This window comes from Bacillus sp. REN16, assembly GCF_020731355.1.
In the GTDB taxonomy this organism is placed as follows: Bacteria; Bacillota; Bacilli; order Bacillales; family Bacillaceae_L; genus Ferdinandcohnia.
In genome coordinates this window covers 388058-407486 of sequence record NZ_JAJFZK010000001.1, presented here as the reverse complement: position 1 = coordinate 407486, position 19429 = coordinate 388058, and the positions used below count along the sequence as shown (strand labels likewise).

The 19429-nt window shown below is 37.1% G+C and carries 19 protein-coding genes, 1 tRNA gene and 1 riboswitch; of the genes, 12 read left to right on the top strand and 8 right to left on the bottom strand.

The features are described from left to right. Positions 1–572: 572 nt before the first annotated feature. The 4 genes from LKW28_RS01965 to proV form a co-directional block, all read right to left on the bottom strand. Positions 573–3641: an efflux RND transporter permease subunit gene (locus LKW28_RS01965; RefSeq protein WP_229138639.1), complete on the bottom strand. Its 3069-nt coding sequence runs from the start codon at positions 3639–3641 to the stop codon at positions 573–575. 124 nt (positions 3642–3765) lie between these two features. Further along, entirely contained in the window at positions 3766–4668 is a 903-nt protein-coding gene (locus LKW28_RS01960; protein WP_229138638.1) for a glycine betaine ABC transporter substrate-binding protein, read from the bottom strand. Further along, on the bottom strand, positions 4668–5516 hold the full coding sequence (locus tag LKW28_RS01955; protein WP_229138637.1) for an ABC transporter permease: 849 nt from the start codon (positions 5514–5516) through the stop codon (positions 4668–4670). Before LKW28_RS01955 ends, LKW28_RS01960 begins: the two co-directional genes overlap by 1 nt. Then, the gene (gene proV, locus LKW28_RS01950) at positions 5516–6766 is read right to left on the bottom strand and encodes a glycine betaine/L-proline ABC transporter ATP-binding protein ProV (protein ID WP_229138636.1); all 1251 of its coding nucleotides are present in this window, start codon (positions 6764–6766) and stop codon (positions 5516–5518) included. The genes LKW28_RS01955 and proV overlap by 1 nt, the downstream gene beginning before the upstream one ends. Before the next feature lie 319 nt (positions 6767–7085). Here proV and cudC point away from each other — a divergent pair, with 319 nt between their 5' ends. Both cudC and LKW28_RS01940 read left to right on the top strand, forming a co-directional pair. Then, a complete protein-coding gene (gene cudC / locus LKW28_RS01945) occupies positions 7086–7616 on the top strand; it encodes a choline uptake/conversion transcriptional regulator CudC (RefSeq protein WP_229138635.1) in 531 nt (176 codons plus the stop codon). A gap of 105 nt (positions 7617–7721) precedes the next feature. Further along, complete coding sequence (locus LKW28_RS01940) at positions 7722–7886, top strand: hypothetical protein (protein ID WP_229138634.1); 165 nt, start codon at positions 7722–7724, stop codon at positions 7884–7886. A 237-nt stretch (positions 7887–8123) separates the two neighbouring features. Here the strand turns inward: LKW28_RS01940 and LKW28_RS01935 are convergent, their stop codons facing one another. Beyond that, a complete protein-coding gene (locus LKW28_RS01935; protein WP_229138633.1) occupies positions 8124–9383 on the bottom strand; it encodes a helix-turn-helix transcriptional regulator in 1260 nt (419 codons plus the stop codon). 256 nt (positions 9384–9639) lie between these two features. After that, a complete protein-coding gene (locus tag LKW28_RS01930; protein WP_229138632.1) occupies positions 9640–10137 on the bottom strand; it encodes a PTS sugar transporter subunit IIA in 498 nt (165 codons plus the stop codon). A 202-nt stretch (positions 10138–10339) separates the two neighbouring features. On the opposite strand from LKW28_RS01930, the gene LKW28_RS01925 reads away from it, so the two are divergent. From LKW28_RS01925 to sstT, 5 genes are all read left to right on the top strand, one after another. After that, positions 10340–11605 carry an ATP-binding protein gene (locus LKW28_RS01925; protein WP_229138631.1) on the top strand — a complete coding sequence of 422 codons (1266 nt, stop codon included), beginning with the start codon at positions 10340–10342 and terminating at the stop codon, positions 11603–11605. 126 nt (positions 11606–11731) lie between these two features. Next, positions 11732–12409, top strand: a complete 678-nt coding sequence (locus LKW28_RS01920; protein WP_229138630.1) for a DUF421 domain-containing protein — start codon at positions 11732–11734, stop codon at positions 12407–12409. Between the two features lie 18 nt (positions 12410–12427). Continuing rightward, positions 12428–12613: a hypothetical protein gene (locus tag LKW28_RS01915; RefSeq protein WP_229138629.1), complete on the top strand. Its 186-nt coding sequence runs from the start codon at positions 12428–12430 to the stop codon at positions 12611–12613. A 19-nt stretch (positions 12614–12632) separates the two neighbouring features. Beyond that, entirely contained in the window at positions 12633–12911 is a 279-nt protein-coding gene (locus tag LKW28_RS01910) for a hypothetical protein (RefSeq protein WP_229138628.1), read from the top strand. A gap of 303 nt (positions 12912–13214) precedes the next feature. Further along, complete coding sequence (sstT, locus tag LKW28_RS01905) at positions 13215–14450, top strand: serine/threonine transporter SstT (protein ID WP_229138627.1); 1236 nt, start codon at positions 13215–13217, stop codon at positions 14448–14450. A gap of 52 nt (positions 14451–14502) precedes the next feature. Here sstT and LKW28_RS01900 read toward each other — a convergent pair whose 3' ends face one another. Both LKW28_RS01900 and LKW28_RS01895 read right to left on the bottom strand, forming a co-directional pair. Further along, positions 14503–14670 (bottom strand): DUF3231 family protein, encoded by a 168-nt coding sequence (locus tag LKW28_RS01900; protein ID WP_267497827.1) that lies wholly within the window; start codon positions 14668–14670, stop codon positions 14503–14505. A 163-nt stretch (positions 14671–14833) separates the two neighbouring features. Then, positions 14834–14905, bottom strand: a tRNA-Val gene (locus LKW28_RS01895). Positions 14906–15135: 230 nt separating this feature from the next. Beyond that, a riboswitch (cyclic di-AMP (ydaO/yuaA leader) is annotated at positions 15136–15406 on the top strand. Between the two features lie 139 nt (positions 15407–15545). Here LKW28_RS01895 and LKW28_RS01890 point away from each other — a divergent pair. The 5 genes from LKW28_RS01890 (at position 15546) to LKW28_RS01870 (ending at position 19421) form a co-directional block, all read left to right on the top strand. Then, positions 15546–16775, top strand: coding sequence for a dicarboxylate/amino acid:cation symporter (locus LKW28_RS01890; protein WP_229138626.1), 1230 nt, complete (start codon positions 15546–15548; stop codon positions 16773–16775). A 93-nt stretch (positions 16776–16868) separates the two neighbouring features. Continuing rightward, on the top strand, positions 16869–17594 hold the full coding sequence (locus tag LKW28_RS01885) for an alpha/beta hydrolase (protein WP_229138625.1): 726 nt from the start codon (positions 16869–16871) through the stop codon (positions 17592–17594). Between the two features lie 115 nt (positions 17595–17709). Beyond that, the gene (locus LKW28_RS01880; RefSeq protein ID WP_229138624.1) at positions 17710–18225 is read left to right on the top strand and encodes a YjcG family protein; all 516 of its coding nucleotides are present in this window, start codon (positions 17710–17712) and stop codon (positions 18223–18225) included. A gap of 7 nt (positions 18226–18232) precedes the next feature. Further along, entirely contained in the window at positions 18233–18655 is a 423-nt protein-coding gene (locus tag LKW28_RS01875) for a GNAT family N-acetyltransferase (protein WP_229138623.1), read from the top strand. Positions 18656–18746: 91 nt separating this feature from the next. Beyond that, on the top strand, positions 18747–19421 hold the full coding sequence (locus LKW28_RS01870) for a DUF421 domain-containing protein (protein WP_229138622.1): 675 nt from the start codon (positions 18747–18749) through the stop codon (positions 19419–19421). Positions 19422–19429 lie beyond the last annotated feature (8 nt).

Here is a 19429-nt window from a genome sequence, read left to right as displayed (position 1 = left end):
ATACCTATTATTTCTTGCCTTGCGAAGATTGTCGAATATTACTTACACAAGATTTTACGCAGACCCATTTATACTATTACTTTTCCGTCTCTATACAAAGTTCTCACGTGTCCGACACTTATGCTTTGACCTTTACCAACTATACCCATAAGTCATCCCTTATCTGCCTCTTATTCCAAGACTTTTCCCAATTATATACAAAAGCCCTCTCATATCCGTCACTTATGCTATAACCTTTTCCAAATATACCCACAAGTCATCCTTTATCTGCCTCTTATTCCAGGACTTTTCCCAATTATATACAAAAGCCCTCTCATATCCGTCACTTATGCTATAACCTTTTCCAAATATACCCATAAGTCATCCCTTATCTGCCTCTTATTCCAAGACTTTTCCCAATTATATACAAAAGCCCTCTCATATCCGTCACTTATGCTATAACCTTTTCCAAATATACCCACAAGTCATCCTTTATCTGCCTCTTATTCCAGGACTTTTCAAATTTATATCCAAATTTTACCCCCTATCACACACTTATACCTCCATTTCTGCAAATTTCCCAAAGCCGTCATTTAATCTCCATCAACCCTTCTCCTTGTTTCTTTATCAAACAAACTGTACACAATCGGTATAATAAATAACGTCAACAGAGTGCTGCTTAATAAACCCCCAATAACGGTAATTCCCATGGGTTGGTTAATTTCTGAGCCTTCGCCGATCCCAAAAGCTAACGGTAACAACCCTAAGATTGTAGTCGCAGCAGTCATCATTACAGGGCGCGTTCGATCTTTTACCGCGACTACAATTGCTTCGTATGAACTCATACCCTCCTCTTTCTTATTATTTATATAATCTACAATCACAATCGCATTGTTTACGACAATACCCGCTAGGACAATAATCCCGATAATCGCAGTAATTCCGATTGGAGTGTTTGTGAAATAGAGACCGATTGCGACCCCAATAACCATTAACGGAACCGTAAACATAATCACAAACGGATATTTAAAAGATTCAAATTGGGCAGCCATCACTAGGTAGATGAGGGTTAATGCCAGCAAAAACGCTAACATCATTTGGTCCAACGAGGATTCCAGCAGCTCTTTTTCACCACTGTAAACAATGCTCGTTTCATCGGAAAGTCCAAGACTGGCCACCTTTTCATCTACTTGATTCGAAATCGTCCCAAGATTGGTTGTAGAAAGATATTTGACCGTAAATTGAACAGCATGCTGTTGATCAATTCTTTGAACCGTTAACGGTCCCTCGCCGCTTTCGATGTCGGCTACTTCATCTAAAGATATAAATTGATTAGCTTGCGTTTTTAAAAGAAGATTTCTCAAGCCTTCAATGTGATTTGTGAGTTCCCTATTATAGCCAACCATAACCGGATAAATTTTATTTTCTTCGTCTACTAATTGAAGCGCCCGTGTTCCTCGTGTCACATCATTGACTGTTGATGCAATTTGGAATGGTGCAAGCCCTTCTTCAAACGCTTTTTCTTTATCAATCGTTATTTGGAGTTCTTCAATCGTTTTCGTAACGTCGGTTGATACTTCTGTAACATTCTTCAACTTACTTACGGCATCTGCAATTTTTTCCACTGCTCCATCAAGCCGTTCCTTATCCGTATCCTTCACATGAAACTGCAAGGTGTTCGGTGTGCTTCCTGAAGAGGATTGCAGATTGAATTTAACGATTGCATCCGGATGCAATTCCGTAACGGATGACTCAATTTTCTTTTTCTCATCATCTACAAATTCAAAAGTTGAACGTTCTCGCTCCTCGAAACCAGCCATTTTCACATAGATTTCTGCTTCGTTGGAGCTTCCACCTCCTCTAAAGCTTTTTTCCTGAGTAGAGCCAATCAAGCTAACATACACATCAACCTCTGATTCTTCCTCTAGTTGCTTTTCAATCAATGCGACTGTTTTTTGCGTTTCCACAAGTGGGGTACCATTTTCAAGTTTAATTTTGATTGTGAAAAACCCTTCATCGCTCTTTGGAATAAATTCAGTTCCCACCTTAAATAACCCGAATATACTTACCCCAAACATCAACAAGGTAACCAATAGCACAGTGAAACGATGCTTCAATGACCATCTAGTCGCATTCTCTAAAAAACGCATTCCTCCTGATGCTTGACGTCTTCTCTCAAGGTTCTCATTTGGTCTTGTTAAAAATCGACTTGCAAGCATCGGAACTACAGTTAGAGCGACAACAAGAGATGCAAATAAACTAAATGCTATTGTGACTGCAAATTCCGTAAATAGCTCCCCAATTAAACCAGTAATAAAGACCACAGGTAAAAAAACAGCAATCGTTGTTAAGGTTGAGGAAATAATCGCTGTTCCAATTTCCTTTGTCCCCTCTTCAGCGGCCAGCCTAGGTTCTTTCCCCATTGATAAGTGGCGGTAGATGTTCTCGATAACAACAATTGAATTATCGACAAGCATTCCTATGCCAAGCGCAAGTCCGCCTAATGTAAGGATGTTTAAGGAGAAATCAGAAAAATACATGAGCACAAAGGTAACAATAACCGAATACGGAATCGCAATACCGATGATAAGCGGGCTCTTTACACTTTTAAGGAAGAAGAAGAGAACAATCATGGCAAAAATGCCACCAAGTAATAAGGTAGTTGTGATGTTTCCAATTGCTACTTTGACATAATCTCCTTGGTCAAATAGTATATCAGCTTGGACGTTTTTGTATTTTTCCTGTGAAAGCTTTTTATCCAATTCTGTTTTAAATCCTTGCGATACATTAGCAGTATTTGCATCAGATTCCTGAAGAACACTTACAAGCATGGCGGGTTCCATGTTAGCTCTAGTAATGGTCTTCTGTGATTCAGGCACAATCTTCACCTCGGCAAGATCTGCTAAAACCACTTTCTCACCTAAGAGTGGGTCAATTGTAATCGAAAGCTCTTGTAAATCTTCAACTGAATTTAAGCTGCTAATAACTCTTGTAGTAAGCTCCCGACCTTCCATTTCAATCGTATTTCCGGGAAGGGAAACTGAATTGGCCCTTAAGATGTTGACTATATCACTCTGTGTTAGAGAGTACTCTTCCAATTGTTCTTGATTGAGATCCACCTTTATTTCTTTTTTCACGATACCGGACAGATTCACATTTGCGACACCCTCGACTTTATTTAGCTCGGTTACTAATCCCTCAGCAAGGTCTTGGAGACCATTTTTATCTCCTTCCATGCTTAAGGACAATTGAATAATTGGGAACTGTGAAGGATCAAATTTTAAAAACCGTGGAGTCTCAGCATCATCTGTAATTTGTGTTTGATTAATACGGCTTAAGATTTCGTTTTCAATTTCATCAATCGAAGTAGTCCAAGAAAATTGTAATAAAATGAGAGATGCACCTTCTTGGGAGGTTGAGGTCATTGTCTTTAAGCCCGGCAATGTAGACAAGCTTTGTTCAAGTGGTTTTGTGACCTTTTCAGTGACTTCATTCGGACTTGCTCCAAAATAATTTACTACAACGACACCCACAGGAGGATTGAGATCCGGGATTAATTTTAAAGGAATATTTATTAAGGAAACAAAACCTAAAACAATCACTAAAAACATAGTAACCACCGTAAAAGTTGGTCGTTTTATCGAAAATTTGCTTATATCCATTTTTAGTACCTCATTTCAAGAAAAGTACAACATTATTGCCATTATGCCCATTTTATAGAAAAAACTGTACACTCATCAAAAAAGTGTACAGTTTCTGTAAGACACATATTATATTTTTGAATGGTTATTCTTTTAAGTCTTCGATTGAGTCAATGTCCATGTATTTTGGTACAACTAAGCCGATTTTTACACCTTCCATACTGATGGCTATGTCTTCAAATTTCCCTTCAAACTTTGCAGCATAATCAGCATGTGTTACAGGAAGCCATCCAGCTAAGAAGAAATCAACACTCCCGTCTGCTACTCCCGTCCACATCGGTCCAGCCTCAACCTGTCTTTGTGTAACTTTATAGCCTAAATCTTCTAACACACTGGAAATGACAGCAGAACTTGCGATATTACTATCCCATGCAACAAGTCCCATCGTTACTTCTTCACCATTTCCTTCTTCAACGCCTTCAGTCCATTTTGCAACCTTATCGGAATTTGCTTCGATCCACTTTGCAGCTGCATCTTCTGGCTTTTCACCATCTTGGATATCAACCATGATACCTTCCATATCCGCTGCTTCCCATTTAAATTGAGTGAGAAGCTGATTCACACCCGGAAAATCTTCTTTTAGACCAAGTCTGCCAATACTATGAATAAACTCCTCCCCACCATATACGCCTTTTGGGTCCTCTAGATATTTTAGATCAAAGGCTGAGAATTTCCAGTGTGGAGTCCAACCAGTAATGATAATCGGTTCTTCCTTGTCGTATGCCTTCTTAAGTGCTGCTGTCATCGCTGCACCAGAACCCTCAACTAATGTCCAATCCTCAAGACCGTATTCTTCAATTGCTGAAGCTGTTGCCTTCATGATTCCTGCACCTGGGTCAATTCCGACAATCTCATAATCTACACTTTTTCCAACAGAAGCTGCTGTAGAATCTGTTGTAGTTCCTGCTTCCTCAGAATCTCCACCACATGCAGCAAGTCCTAGAGTTAATCCAATTGCTAATGATGTTGTTAATACTTTTTTAAACATTAAGCTGTTCCCCCTTGTTTTTTATTTCCTATATTTTGAGTAATCCGGTCAAGGATGATTGCAACAATGACAATCGCTAGACCAGCTTCAAAACCAGTTCCTGTTTGCAGCTGTGTAACTGCTCGGTATACATCTGCTCCTAATCCTGGCGCACCTACCATTGAGGCAATTACCACCATGGATAGTGCAAGCATGATGCTTTGGTTAATACCAGCCATAATTGTTGGCATGGCTAGTGGTATTTGAACTTTTAACAGTCTTTGTTTTGTTGTTGACCCGAAGGCCTCGGTTGCTTCAATTAAATCCTTAGGCACCTGTGTGATTCCCAGAATTGTAAGTCGAATTGTGGGAGGCATGGCGAAAATAACGGATGCCACAACCCCTGGTACAACACCGATATTAAAGAAAAAGATCGCCGGTAATAAATAAACAAAGGCTGGCATAGTCTGCATGAAATCTAGAATCGGTGTGACGATACTGCCCACTGTCTTACTTTGTGATGCCCATATTCCTAAAGGAATCCCAAGGATGATGGATATTCCGACAGAGGTTATTACAAGGGCAATGGTTTGAAGCATATTGTCCCAGTAACCTAAATTATCGATTAATAGTAATCCTATTAAAGTAAATAAAGCAATTTTCCAATTGCAAATCTTCCAGGCTACAGCGCCTAAAATAAGTGCTAATAAAATAGATGGAATAAATCCTAATCCTAAAACAATTCCTTCTACAAAACCTTCAAGTCCATTTGCAATACCTTCAAATAAGAATTCGAAGTTATTGACTAACCAGTCTGTTAAACGATCAATCCAATCAGCTATTGGCAGCTTTGGTAATAAACCTTCCATTATAATGCCTCCCTTTCGTTACTCGGTGGGAGTTTTTCAGCCCCAAAGTCATTAATATAAGTGTCATTACCAGCGAGTGCACCAATCACTGCACCTCGAATGACGATTCCCTTGAGTCGATTTTTCTCATCAACAACAGCAACTGGAATCTGCGCTTGTGAAACATCATCAAATAAATCGACAAGTAATGTATTCGTATCAACGGTTTTAAGATTTGTTTCCATTACATCCGCTAAGGTCAGACTTTGCTCAACCGCCTTTGATGCTTCCATAGCGCTAACTGCGCCAACCAGTTTATGCTGTTTGTCTACTACATAAACAGTGGATAAACCGCTGTCCTTCATAATTTTAAGAGCAAGTCTTGCTCCTTTATCAACCTGAACAATCTCAGCGCGTTTGACGATATGTCCTGCAGTTAACACCTTGGATAAATCAACATCCTCCACAAATCTTTCTACATATTCATTAGATGGATTCATAAGAATTTCTTCGGGAGTACCGATTTGTACGATGTTTCCGTCCTTCATTAAGGCAATACGGTCACCGATTCGTAATGCTTCATCAAGGTCATGCGTGATAAAGACGATTGTTTTTTCCATTTTGCTTTGTAACTCAATAAGTTCATCCTGCATGTCCTTTCGAATCAATGGATCCAAAGCACTAAATGCTTCATCCATTAATAAAATATCCGGGTCATTTGCTAAAGCTCTCGCGAGGCCTACCCTCTGCTGCATACCACCGCTAAGTTGTTCAGGATATTGATTTTCATAGCCTTCAAGTCCTACTAGATTAAGAGCTTCTAATGCTTTTTGTGAACGTTCTTGCTTTGCTACACCTTGGATTTCCAGGCCATATTCAGTATTTTGAAGAACGGTCTTATGTGGGAATAAAGCGAAGCGTTGAAACACCATGCTCATTTTTTTCCTGCGAACTTCACGAATTTCTTCTTTATTCATGGAGACTACTTCTTTTCCATCGATTAATACTTGGCCGGCAGTTGGTTCTATTAATCTATTTAAAAGACGAACCAAGGTAGATTTCCCACTTCCAGACAAGCCCATAATGACAAAGATTTCACCGGGATATACCTCAAAGCTTGCTTGATTCACACCCACTGTGGATCCCGTACTCTTTAGGATTTCTTGCTTTGTTTTTCCTTCTTTTAATAGTTGAATTGCCTTTTTGTGTTGACGCCCAAATATTTTCGTTACATTGGACACCTTTATTTTTGCTTGCTTTTCACTATCCATTCTGTCACCTCAAATTTCTTGATGATTTAACCCGTGCCTTTATTTGTTATTTATTCAAAACCAATAAAATACCGTTGCAGGAAGCAATTAGTAACTATGACCTATTAATTGTATAAATGATTTCCAAATTACACAAAGCGGAGAAAACGTGATATTCATCCGTAAAGTTTGTAAAGTTAAAACTGTACGTACTTTACATACTTTATGCTTAAAATTCCTCCAAGATGCTCCAATATCCTTTTATCAGCTCCCCTTTACATTCAATGTGCAAATATGTAGGCTATATATATTAAACACTTTGTGTAGGATGTGAATCTATTTGCAAGACATTGACAAACTAGAAAAAGCCCGAGAACGTGTAATTGATGCAATTGCTCAAAATATGAATTTATATGGGGTAACTCCTTCGGTAGGACGACTTTGGGGTCTCATGTATTTTCATGATGAGCCAATGACGTTGGATGATATGAAACAAGAGCTAGGTATGAGTAAAACAAGCATGAGTACGTCTGTTCGCAATTTAGTGGAGTTAAAAATGGTCGACAAGGTGTGGAAAAAAGGGACTCGAAAAGATCTTTATGAGGTTGAGGAAGATTGGTATCAAACCTTTATTGATTTTTTTACAATAAAATGGAGAAACGGTATTTCAATGAATGTTAGTGCCATTCAAAAATCATTATCGGAACTGAAGGAACTTATAGAAAACGAACAAACCACCGATGACATAAAAACCGAAGCCAAGAGCGACATTGTAAAGTTAAACAGTGCGTTAGAATATTATTTCTGGCTCGACCGGTTAGTAGACAGCTTCGAATCACATGAAATCTTTACATTTATTCCAAAAAAGTAACGTTTATGAACGTTGCTTTTTTTCATTTAAAAAGAGATTACATTTTACCTGAACACTTCATCGATTTTGTCCGATTCACATACCCTACAATATGGGGGTGAAATTATGCCGTTATGGGGCTGGCTTTTAGTCTTTTTTGGCGGGCTACTTCTCGTAGGGTTTGTTGCTGATCGGATCTCAAAAAAGAATCGTCCTTCCGACTCCCGCAAAATTCAAAAACAAGTCGATGAAGTGAAGAACAACCATTCTGATTATCATCATTTCTTATAATAATAATAATAATAATAATTAAAGCAGCCCAGAATTTCAATTGGGCTGCTTTCTCATAATATAGTTCTAGGTGTCTTACACTTTGAATATTACACCTGAGCTTCTTGTGATTCTGGGTAGTCATTGTCTACCCATGCAGTATCTTCCGTTAATTGATAACCTGCAATTGTCACTAATCCAAGCATGAATAACAGCATTAATTTTTTCATTTTCTCAGCTCCTTTTTGAAGTTCTTTTTTATTGATTTAAATGACTATGTTCTTTCAAAGCCGAAAATGCCTTTGAAAAATAATAGCTTGCTAACTTATATTTATGATTCTCTTGATAGATTTTCCCGAGTTTCTCCGCATAATAAGCTACAAGGAGATGATGTCCAATGCCTTCAAAATATGGCAATGCATCTTTTTCGATAAATTTCGAAAGGTTTTCGGATTTTTGAAGTAAATAATCATAATAGATGAAATGAATTTTAAAATCGGGAAGGTCTTGATGCTTCTCTAGCATTGTAAATCCATCAATCAGCCAATTTCTACAACTATCATAATCCTGGATTTTATAATATTCTTCGATTAAACCATGGATTGAGCGCAGCCGCCCAATGACCATATCTTCTTCTTTATTCTCAAGGCTACTTAAAAACTGTGCTATAGCTTCATTAGACTTCCCTAGTTTTGAATTCAGGACACCCTGGTTATGATAAATCAGACCCAATAAGGACTGGTCATTAATCCCTTCCGCTAACTTAGTTGCAAGCATATAATTCTCTTCTGCCATTTCAAACTCATCAATTTTTTCATAACAAATGCCTAGTAAGATTTGACATTCGGCACTTCTTTTTAAATCGTAAAGAGATTGATAGATAGCAAGTGCTTTCTGTATATACACAATACTTAAGGCTAATTTCCCCATTCGATTATTATTTAGTCCTTTATAGTAATACAGATCAGCCGTTTCCCAACCTTCAAAGTGAACACTGCTTGTTAAAATCTCTTCCGCTATCTTGAAATGTTCCATAGCAACGGAAAACTTGCTTTTAAAATAATAAAATTGACCCACAATTTTTTCATAAAAATAATTCATCCGGATATCAAATATATCTTTGTATAATTCAATTTTCTTTATTTGCTCTTCGGCTTTGCTTAATTGTTTTAAAAAAATAAAATATCTTAGCTCAAAGAGTACGAAAAAAATGGCAACTCGTGAATCATTAGTATTCTTGCATTCATATGATTCATAAAACGTTATGGCTTGCTCACGTTTCCTGGCAACCATTAGGTGATACCAATCATAAAGCTCCTTTAATTGTTCATATTCTTCACTTTCTATCAGCTTGATACCCAATCGATTACATAATAATTCGAGAACTTCAATACTTGCAGAGGTTTGGTTATTTTCAATTTTTGAAAGATAAGAAATTGAGATAATTTCCTGTGCTAGCTCTTCTTGTGTCATATTGTTTTGAATTCGAAAGAATCGTATTCTGCTTCCTATCTCCATATTTCATACCCTCTCATAACTGGTTATATACTTCTTTCTAGAAATATGGAAAAAACCCTTTTTTAAAAAATAGGTAAAAAGACTCATTTTTTCGATATGATGTGGCTAAAAAAGAGGGTGCAGTAGTGAGTGGCGTTCTTAATCTTTAACTAATCCACTAAAATACTATGCTCTATATTTCCTATATATGTAAAACCACGACTAATTAAACAATAAGTACTATATGAAAAAACGGCCCCAAATCGGGACCGTCAGCTTATTTTTTCTTTACTTTGGCAAGTTCAGTTGAAGCGGCAGTTGCCTGTCCGCTTCCAATCTTCTCAAATGTTTCAACAGCATCAAAATTAGTAATGACAATTGGTGTGATGGTACTAGCCGCTTTTTCTTTCACTAAATCTAAATCAAAGGTAACAAGATTCGTTCCAACTTCAACCTTGTCTCCTTCTTTTACATGAGTTGTGAAGCCTTCACCTTTCATGTTCACTGTCTCTAGACCGATATGAATAAGTAGTTCTAAACCAATTTCTGTTTTGATTCCAATCGCGTGTTTCGTTGGAAAAACCTGAATGATTTCACCATTTACAGGCGAAACAATTTTTCCTTCTGACGGCTCAATCGCAAGTCCATCCCCCATCATTTTTTGTGAAAATACTGGGTCTGGTACTTCTTCTAAAGCAAGGATTTTACCAGTTGCTGGAGCAATTAATACTTCTTCAATTTTTTTATCTTTACCACCAAATAATTTCTTAAACATAATAAGCCTCCAAAATAAAAGATATGTTTAGTTGTATCATACCCAGAACAAGAAAAAAAGAATAATGAATCGTATCAATTACTTTTACATTTTTCCGAAATATTATTTAAATGCCAGTTATCATGATGAAGGATTATTGAAGATAATGTCGAAATATACAAAGTAGTATTCAGAGAATTTTGATTAAGGGGGTGTTGCAAAATTGCTTGATCATATTGGACATGTTCTCTATCATGTTTTGATCGTTATTTTTCCTATTCTTCTATATTATTTGCTTGTTATTCAGGATCAAAGCTCTACACCAAAGCTCCACTCGAATAAATTACTTGGAATGATTATCGTTATCCTTCTATTAACAATGTCATTTCCAGTATCCTATGCGAATGGATTTTCGTATGATTTCCGGATTATCCCAATCTTCGTCACATTATTTTACATTGGGTTATTTCGCGGAATGGCTGTTATTTTGATTATGCTAATTTATTCACAAATTCTTGGGGATTCTGGATTATTCATCATTTCAATGAATTACGTAATTATTGCAATCATTTTTTATTTTCTATTAAAAAAATATCATTCTCTTCTATTAAATAAAAAACTGATGGTCCTTTCGGCAATATACGGTTTTATTGTCGTAACGAGAACAATCACCCTTGTAAAAAATAATCAATCTGATCAAATCCTAGTGATGTTCATTTTCTCAACAATCACATGGATTACATTACTATTGGTAGTATTGTTAATTGAAAACGTAAACCAACAAATCCTATTACAGAAAGAACTCAGACACTCAGAAAAAATGAATGTGATTAGCCAGCTTGCGGCTTCCGTTGCCCATGAAGTTCGCAATCCATTAACAACAGTAAATGGTTTTTTACAGTTAATTATGCGCGATGATAATATAACTGAAAAACAGCGAAATTACATTGATATTACCCTCTCTGAATTATATCGTGCGCAATCGATTATTAATGATTATTTATCCCTTGCAAAGCCCAATAACAGTAGTACTCAATTGATAAACATCAGTGAAGAACTTGCTAAAACCGTGGAACTAATGACATCCTATTCAAATATCCAAAACATTGAGGTTAAAACCTCAATTGAAAACTTTTTGTTTATCAACGGAAGTAAAGATGAAATAAAACAGGTTCTAATTAATATTATCAAAAACGCAATTGAAGCAATTGGTAATGACGGACTACTAACAATTGACGCTTTTTCAAAAGATCATGAAGTTGTCGTAGAAATAACTGATAATGGTCAAGGGATGACGAAGGAACAACTTTCAAAAATAGGTACACCCTTTTATTCAACCAAAGATAAAGGAACTGGTGTTGGACTTACGATTTGTTTTCAGATCATTGAACAATTAAAAGGCTCTATTGAAGTTGAAAGTGCCGTTGGCAAAGGTACGTCCTTTATAATAAAGCTTCCAACATATCATACACCTTCAAATTCAAAATAATATGTTATAAATACCGACTGTAATCCAATTGGATTCAGTCGTTTTTTTGCTTGTCTATCCTCATAAATTCCCCTTATTTGGAGAAAACTAAAATGATTTACCATCACTGGATAGGAGTATATGTAAATGAAGTTTGGCCATTTGACATTCGAGCTCATTCTTGGCTTTTTCCTATTATTTATTATCGTTAAGATTGTTGGGCGTAAAATGATCAACCAAATTACCCCGTTCACCTTTATTGCTGGAATTGTCTTAGGCGAATTATTAGGGAATGCCTTATACGACCGCAATATTAATGCGTTATATATTGTTTACTCGATGTGCCTGTGGGGTTTTCTTTTATTCATCGTAGAGTTCCTTGGCCAAAAGGTGTTATTTATTCGTGGGATTTTTGAAGGAAAACCGATTGCCCTAATCAATAATGGAGTGGTTGATAAGCAAGCCCTTAAAAAAGCTCGGATGAATATTAACCAATTACAGAGCCTCCTTCGTCAAAGCGAAACCTTTTCCGTACGTGAGGTTGCCTTTTGTTATCTTGAGGGAAACGGTTCTTTAAGTATTTTAAAGAAGACAAAGTATCAAAAAACCGTACAAGAAGATTTTAACCTTCCTGAAAAGCCAGTTTTCGTTCCAGTTACAGTCATACGTGATGGGAAGGTGCTGTGGGATGAAATAAAGGATCTAGGATTTAATGAATCTTGGTTAATGAATCAACTTCACTCACAAAGCGTTTCAGATTATAAAGATGTCTTCTTAGCAGAATGGCTAGAAGGCGACGGCATTTTTGTACAAACCTATATATAAAGATATGGAGGGATTTGTTTGAAGAAACGATTAATCACATTACTTATTCTTTTCATCACAGGTACATTAATTGGCTGTGCACCTCCAAAAGATAAATCCACTCACGAGAATACGAAGCAATCCGAAGAGGATAAAGAAGATAAAAAAATAAAAGTCAAGGTAGCTGACGAAGAAGATGACAGAAAGGAAAAAAAGGAAAAATAACCTGTTGAGGTGATTTTACATGGATTTCCCTACAATACATACAAATTTTTGGGATGCAGTACTCGCGGTGCCTCTCGTTATGGTCATAACACAAATTGTAAAGGTCATTTTTAAAATACCAAAAAAATACATCCCCACTCTCGCAGTTATTTTTGGATTGTTAATTTCTGTTTTTTATAGTCATAGACACGACTTAGCTGCTGGTTTATTCATGGGATGGTTTTACGGATCTGCCGCAATCGGCTCATATGCTTCCTTAAAAACAACTATTTTGGCATATCGAAAAACAAGGGAATAACTGCTAGTGTTTTAACATTCTAATAGCATACAAAAATTGAAACTCTATGTTAAAATAAAGTCTATATACCCATAAATATAGGCTTTTTTTGTGTTTCTTTCCATTAACAGTAAAGAAAAGGTTTTTGCCTCATTCAGCAATTTTTATTTAATTGAACATTTTCCTAATAAAATTATTTCCATCTTTTAAAATTAATACACAATTGACAATTTTCGTGTTAAACTAACAAATATTATATTATTCTTATAATATTCATTTTAAGCAGCAAAGGCTGTGGGCAACCATGAAAAAGGGGGAAAGACTATGAAAGAAATGTTTCATAAATGGAATCAAATTAGTCTTGTCAAACGTATACTTGTCGGTATCGCCGTAGGTATTCTATTGGCTTTACTGGTTCCAGAAGGAGCTAAATGGGTTTCCATCTTCGGTTCTTTATTTGTAGGTGCATTAAAAGCAGTTGCACCAGTACTGGTCTTATTCTTAGTTATTGATGCAATCGCTAAACACCGAAGTGGAACCAAAACGAATATCAAATCAATTATTGGGTTATATGCGATCGGAACATTCCTAGCAGGACTTATTGCAGTTGCGGCAAGCTTTATCTTCCCAATTCAGCTTACACTCGTAACAGGTGCAGAAAACTTAGCCCCGCCGAGTGGAATATTAGAGGTACTTCAAACATTGTTATTTAATGTAGTGGACAACCCTATAAGTGCATTAATGAATGCAAACTACATTGGAATTCTTGCCTGGGCAATTGTATTTGGTATCGCATTGAAAAATGCCAACGAAACAACAAAGACATTATTATCAAATGTTGCGGACGCGATTACGAAGGTTGTAAAATGGGTAATCAGCCTGGCTCCAATCGGAATCATGGGCTTGGTGTTCGATGCATTAGTCACAAGTGGACTTTCAGCATTAATGGAATACGGCAAAATCCTAGCACTCCTACTAGGCTGTATGTTCTTTATTGCATTAGTTGTGAATCCATTGATTGTTTACTTCTACATTCGCCAAAATCCTTATCCACTTGTTTTTAGGTGTTTAAGGGAAAGTGGAATTACAGCATTCTTCACACGTAGCTCGGCAGCTAATATTCCGATTAACATGAACCTATGTGAAAAGCTCGGTCTAGATAAAGATACGTATTCAGTATCGATTCCATTAGGCGGTACTGTTAACATGGCAGGTGCCGCGGTAACAATCTCTGTCTTAACCCTTGCAGCTGTTCACACTCTAGGAATAGAAGTTGATTTTGCAACTGCTCTGATCCTTAGCATTCTATCAGCAATTTCGGCTGCTGGTGCATCAGGTGTTGCGGGTGGATCCCTTTTACTTATTCCATTAGCAGCGAGCTTATTCGGAATTCCAAACGATGTTGCCATGCAAGTCGTTGGAGTTGGTTTCATCATCGGTGTCCTTCAAGACTCTTGTGAAACTGCCCTGAACTCATCATCTGATGTCCTATTTACAGCAACTGCTGAATACGCTAAAAAGCGGAAAGAAAAGAAGAATGTTGTGATTAAGTCAGCGTAAATACTTAGCAAAAAAGACAAAGGAGAAAATTCCTTTGTCTTTTTTACAGTTGTCATTTATTTTTTATTAACTTTTCTCTATCATCAGCCTGTGGAGGCAACTCCAACCACCCATGCTTAATCATAATTTTGGCCCCATCCTCGGCGTACAATGAGATTTCAGGAATTAACGATGCATATTTTAATGCTAAATCTCTTCTAGGGCTTGCTGCCATGGCCATTCCAAGATTTAAAAAATCCTGCTAACTTCAACACCAAAAGGAGCATTTGTTCTTCCATTAGGATTACCATTTCTATTCTTTATAAAAATCATATCTCTTAGCACCATTTTTGTTCTTTCAACTATAAAAAGCACATTTCATTTTGAAATGTGCTTTTACCCTATGATCCGAGAGGGATTCGAACCCCCGACCCCATCCCTGTCAAGGATGTATTCTCCCACTGAACTATCGGATCGTTATAGAAATACTCTACCCTGTCAAGGTAGCGCTCGCCCAGCTGAGCTACGGAATCACTATGTATGAATAATTTATAATATACATTCGTTTTAGTAGTTTGTCAATAAGGTTCTAGTATTTTATCGGGTTCGTTACAAAGTATATGTTCCGAAGGCAATAATCGTACCAAAGTATTATTTACAAAATGTCGAAATATATGGTATAAATATAATATTAAGGCAAATTACAACAAAATATTCGCTGAATTCCCAATTTGGGAAACGGGGGAACCATATTGTGCAATAGTAAATGCACTCGGGGTGAATCCTTTTCAACTTTATTCTGCTAGGCTGAATAAAGTTAAAACCTCTGACGGATGCCACGATTTTTTAACGGAAAGTTTTCGAGCTATCTCGAAAAAAATCGGGCGCAAATCCGCCAAGGCGAATTTGATAAGGTAGGATATTACTCTTCATCCGAATCCGACAGCTAACCCCGTAAGCATCAGGAGAGAGCATTGTTGCGCAAATCAACTTGTCGGCCACGAGCCCTACTCTCGTGGCTTTTTGTGCTCCAAAAGTATGCTTTTCATCGCAATTTTCGTATTTCCCTTAAGCTGCCAAATTACACAATCTACTACAACTTTAAGGAGGTTACTTATGTCATTAACTAAAAAGATTTTACTAGGTTTGGGTTTAGGTGCAATTGTTGGCCTTATTTTAAATTTAACATCACCTGCCGCTTTCGATGTCGCAAATACCTACGTATTTGTTCCATTGGGAAAAATCTTCTTGAATTTAATTAAAATGCTTGTTGTTCCAATTGTCTTAGTATCTATTACTCTAGGAGTTGCAGGACTAGGCGATCCTAAGAAGCTTGGAAGAATTGGAGCAAAAACAATCACTTACTTTTTAGCAACAACGACTATCGCCATTACAATCGCAATCGCGCTCGCTTCAATCTTTAAGCCAGGTGCCGGTGGAGGTTTTGATGTAGAGGGAGCCACCTATGATGGTGCAACTGAAGCACCTCCTGTTATGGAAACGTTAATAAATATCATTCCAACAAATCCATTTACTGCAATGAATAATGGAGATATGCTTCAAATTATTGCGTTTGCTATTTTTATAGGCTTAGCCTTAACTGTTTTAGGTGAAAAAACTAAAGGAATATTAAATCTGTTTGAACAAGCGAATGAAATCATGATGTATCTAGTTAATCTTGTAATGAAAACGGCTCCATACGGAACGTTCGGTTTGATTGCTACTGCAATCGGCAGCCAGGGGTATGCTGCAATTAAAGCCATGCTGGCATATTTCCTGATTGTGCTTGCTGCGCTACTGATTCATGCCGTTGTAACATATGGCGGTACGATTGCATTATTGGCTAAACGCAGTCCAATTGAGTTTTTTAAAGGTTTTGCACCCGCAATGACAGTTGCATTTAGTACATCTAGCAGTAATGCTACACTTCCAGTTTCAATGGAAACTGCTCAAAAAAATCTAAAGGTTCCTGAACCAATAAGTAGCTTTGTTCAACCATTAGGTGCAACAATAAATATGGATGGAACAGCCATTATGCAAGGTGTTGCAACCATCTTTATTGCCCAGGTATATGGGTTTGACCTTTCACTCTCTCAAATTTTAGTCGTTATCTTAACTGCCGTCCTTGCAAGTGTTGGTACTGCTGGTGTTCCAGGCGTTGGGTTAATCATGCTGGCGATGGTACTATCTGCGGTTGGATTACCACCAGAAGGGATTGGATTAATCATTGGTATCGACCGATTACTTGATATGACAAGAACAGCCATCAACATCACAGGCGATGCTGCATGTGCAGTATATGTTGCAGAATCCGAAAAGAAACATATGGATGAAGCAACTGCCTAATTAATTTTCGGAGCGGCAGGGATATTTCCTGTCGCTTTACTTTATTAAACGTTATAATGAGTGTGTAAATTGTTTATTTGGAGGATTTTTATAATGGCGATTAATAAAGGTACTGTTAGGGAAATGACTATACATAGTACTATTTTAGATGAAGAGCTTGAACTGATTATTTATTTGTCTGCATCTTTCTCCCCCCTTTATAAATACAATATTCTGATTGCCCAGGATGGACGCGATTATTTTAATCTTGGGAGAGTTGTCAGGGTCGCCGATAAGCTATTGGAAACTGGTGAAATCAGCAATACCATTATTGTTGGGGTTCCTTATAAAAGCGTAGCAGATCGCCGTAAAAAATACCACCCAGATGGTGAGCAGCATCATTTATATAAACGCTTTTTAGGGGAAGAATTGGTGCCATTTCTTGATCAGGAGTTCCCAACCTATCAAATCGGGCAAGGTCGTGCGTTAATTGGGGATTCACTGGCAGCGACTGTCTCGCTTTTAACAGCACTCGAATACCCGCATACTTTCGGAAAAGTGATCATGCAATCCCCGCTTGTGAATGAACATGTTTTAAGTCAAGTTGTGAATTTTGAGACACCACACCTTCTTGATTTATATCATGTCATTGGAACAGGTGAAACTGAAGTGAAAACGACAAAAGGTGATATTGAAGATTTTTTAACACCAAACCGAGAATTACATGAAATCATTCTAAAAAAGGGTTTTCCATATTTTTATGAGGAGTTTGTTGGCAACCATACATGGAAGTATTGGCAGCCTGATTTACCAAGAGCCCTTTCAAAGATGTTAAAATAACCAATTAGGCATTCTATCATTTTCAGATATTTGATATAATTGTGTTATTATTTTCGTAAAACCACATTAGGTACTTCAGGTTTTGATATATTAATCCATTAGGAGGGCAAAACAAATGAAATATGGCATTGTTATCTTCCCGTCTAAAAAACTTCAAGACACAGCTAATTCGTATCGCAAACGGTATGACCCGCATTATGCATTAATTCCACCACATATTACAGTAAAAAATGCATTTGAAGCATCCGATGACGAGATTGTGGATATTACAAGGGAATTAGAAGCGGTTACGAACCAGGTTGAACCCTTTACATTAAAGGTATTAAAGGTTAGCTCCTTTTCCCCTGTTAATAATGTAATTTACTTGAAAGTAGACCCTAATGAAGAATTACAAAAACTACAAAATGCACTTCACTCTGGTTATTTTGCAGGAGAACCTGAGTATGCGTTTGTTCCCCATATTACAATCGGGCAAAAACTATCCAGTGATGAGCACTCAGATGTGTATGGTCAATTACGTATGTTAAAAATGAACCATGAGGAGCAGATAGACCGCATCCATCTCCTGTATCAGCTAGAGAACGGTTCTTGGACCGTTTATGAAACATTTCGATTAGGAAAGGAAAATTGAACACAGCATGGAAGTAAGAATTATAAATAACAACAAAGAACTAGACGATGCCTTCACCATTAGAAAAGTGGTCTTCGTCGATGAACAAAATGTACCACTTGAAGAAGAGATTGATCAATTTGAGGAAGAAGCTACACATGTGGTCCTTTATGATGACAATGAACCTGTTGGGGCTGGACGTTTTCGCGTGCTAGACGAATACGGAAAAGTGGAACGTATTTGTGTTCTCGCTTCACACCGTAAAAAAGGTGCAGGGAATCTGATTATGCATAAAATGGAGGACATTGCGAAAGAGCAAGGTATTTCAAAATTAAAGCTCAATGCCCAAACGCACGCCGAAAACTTCTATAAAAAAATCGGATATGAAACCGTATCTGGTTTATTTATGGATGCCGGTATACCTCATGTCACAATGATCAAAAAATTATAAATATTAAAAGGATGTCAAAAAATAGACATCCTTTTTTATATGGATAAAAAATTCAAAACCTGCTCATTCTACCATAGAGGGGTGAGTAGGTTTGGATTTTTTTAAAATTGCCATAGATTTAGTGGTTGGCCTTTTAGGGTTACTCATACTTACCAAAATCCTGGGAAAAACACAAATAACCCAAATTACTGCTTTTGATTTTATTTCTGCCTTGGTACTAGGTGAGTTGGTAGGAAATGCTGTTTTCGATCGAGAAATCGGGATTTTTCAAATTCTTTTTGCCATCTTAGTTTGGGGAATATTGATTTATGTGATTGAAATAGTCACGCAGAAAATTCGCAGGTCGAGGCCATTCCTTGAGGGGAAATCCTCCATTATTATTCATAAAGGAAAGATTATAAAAGATCATTTAAAGAAAAATAAACTGGATATTAACCAATTACAGCATCTTCTTCGATCGAAGGGTGTTTTTTCAATTAGAGAGGCCGAGTATGCCATTTTAGAAACGGATGGCTCCATCAGCGTCCTTAAAAAATCTGAATATGAACCACCAACCCGCCAGGACTATAACATGGCGGAATTAAAGGTACGTCTTCCGATTACTCTGGTAAGTGATGGTGTGTTAATTCAGGAAAATTTAAAGGAAAGTGGTTTTTCAGAAGACTGGTTACAATCTGAATTAAAAAGCCAAGGTGTAGCCACTTATAAGGATTTACTTTATGCGGAATGGCGTGAAGAGGAAGGCTTGTACGTTCAAGAATTCTAGCCTTCCTT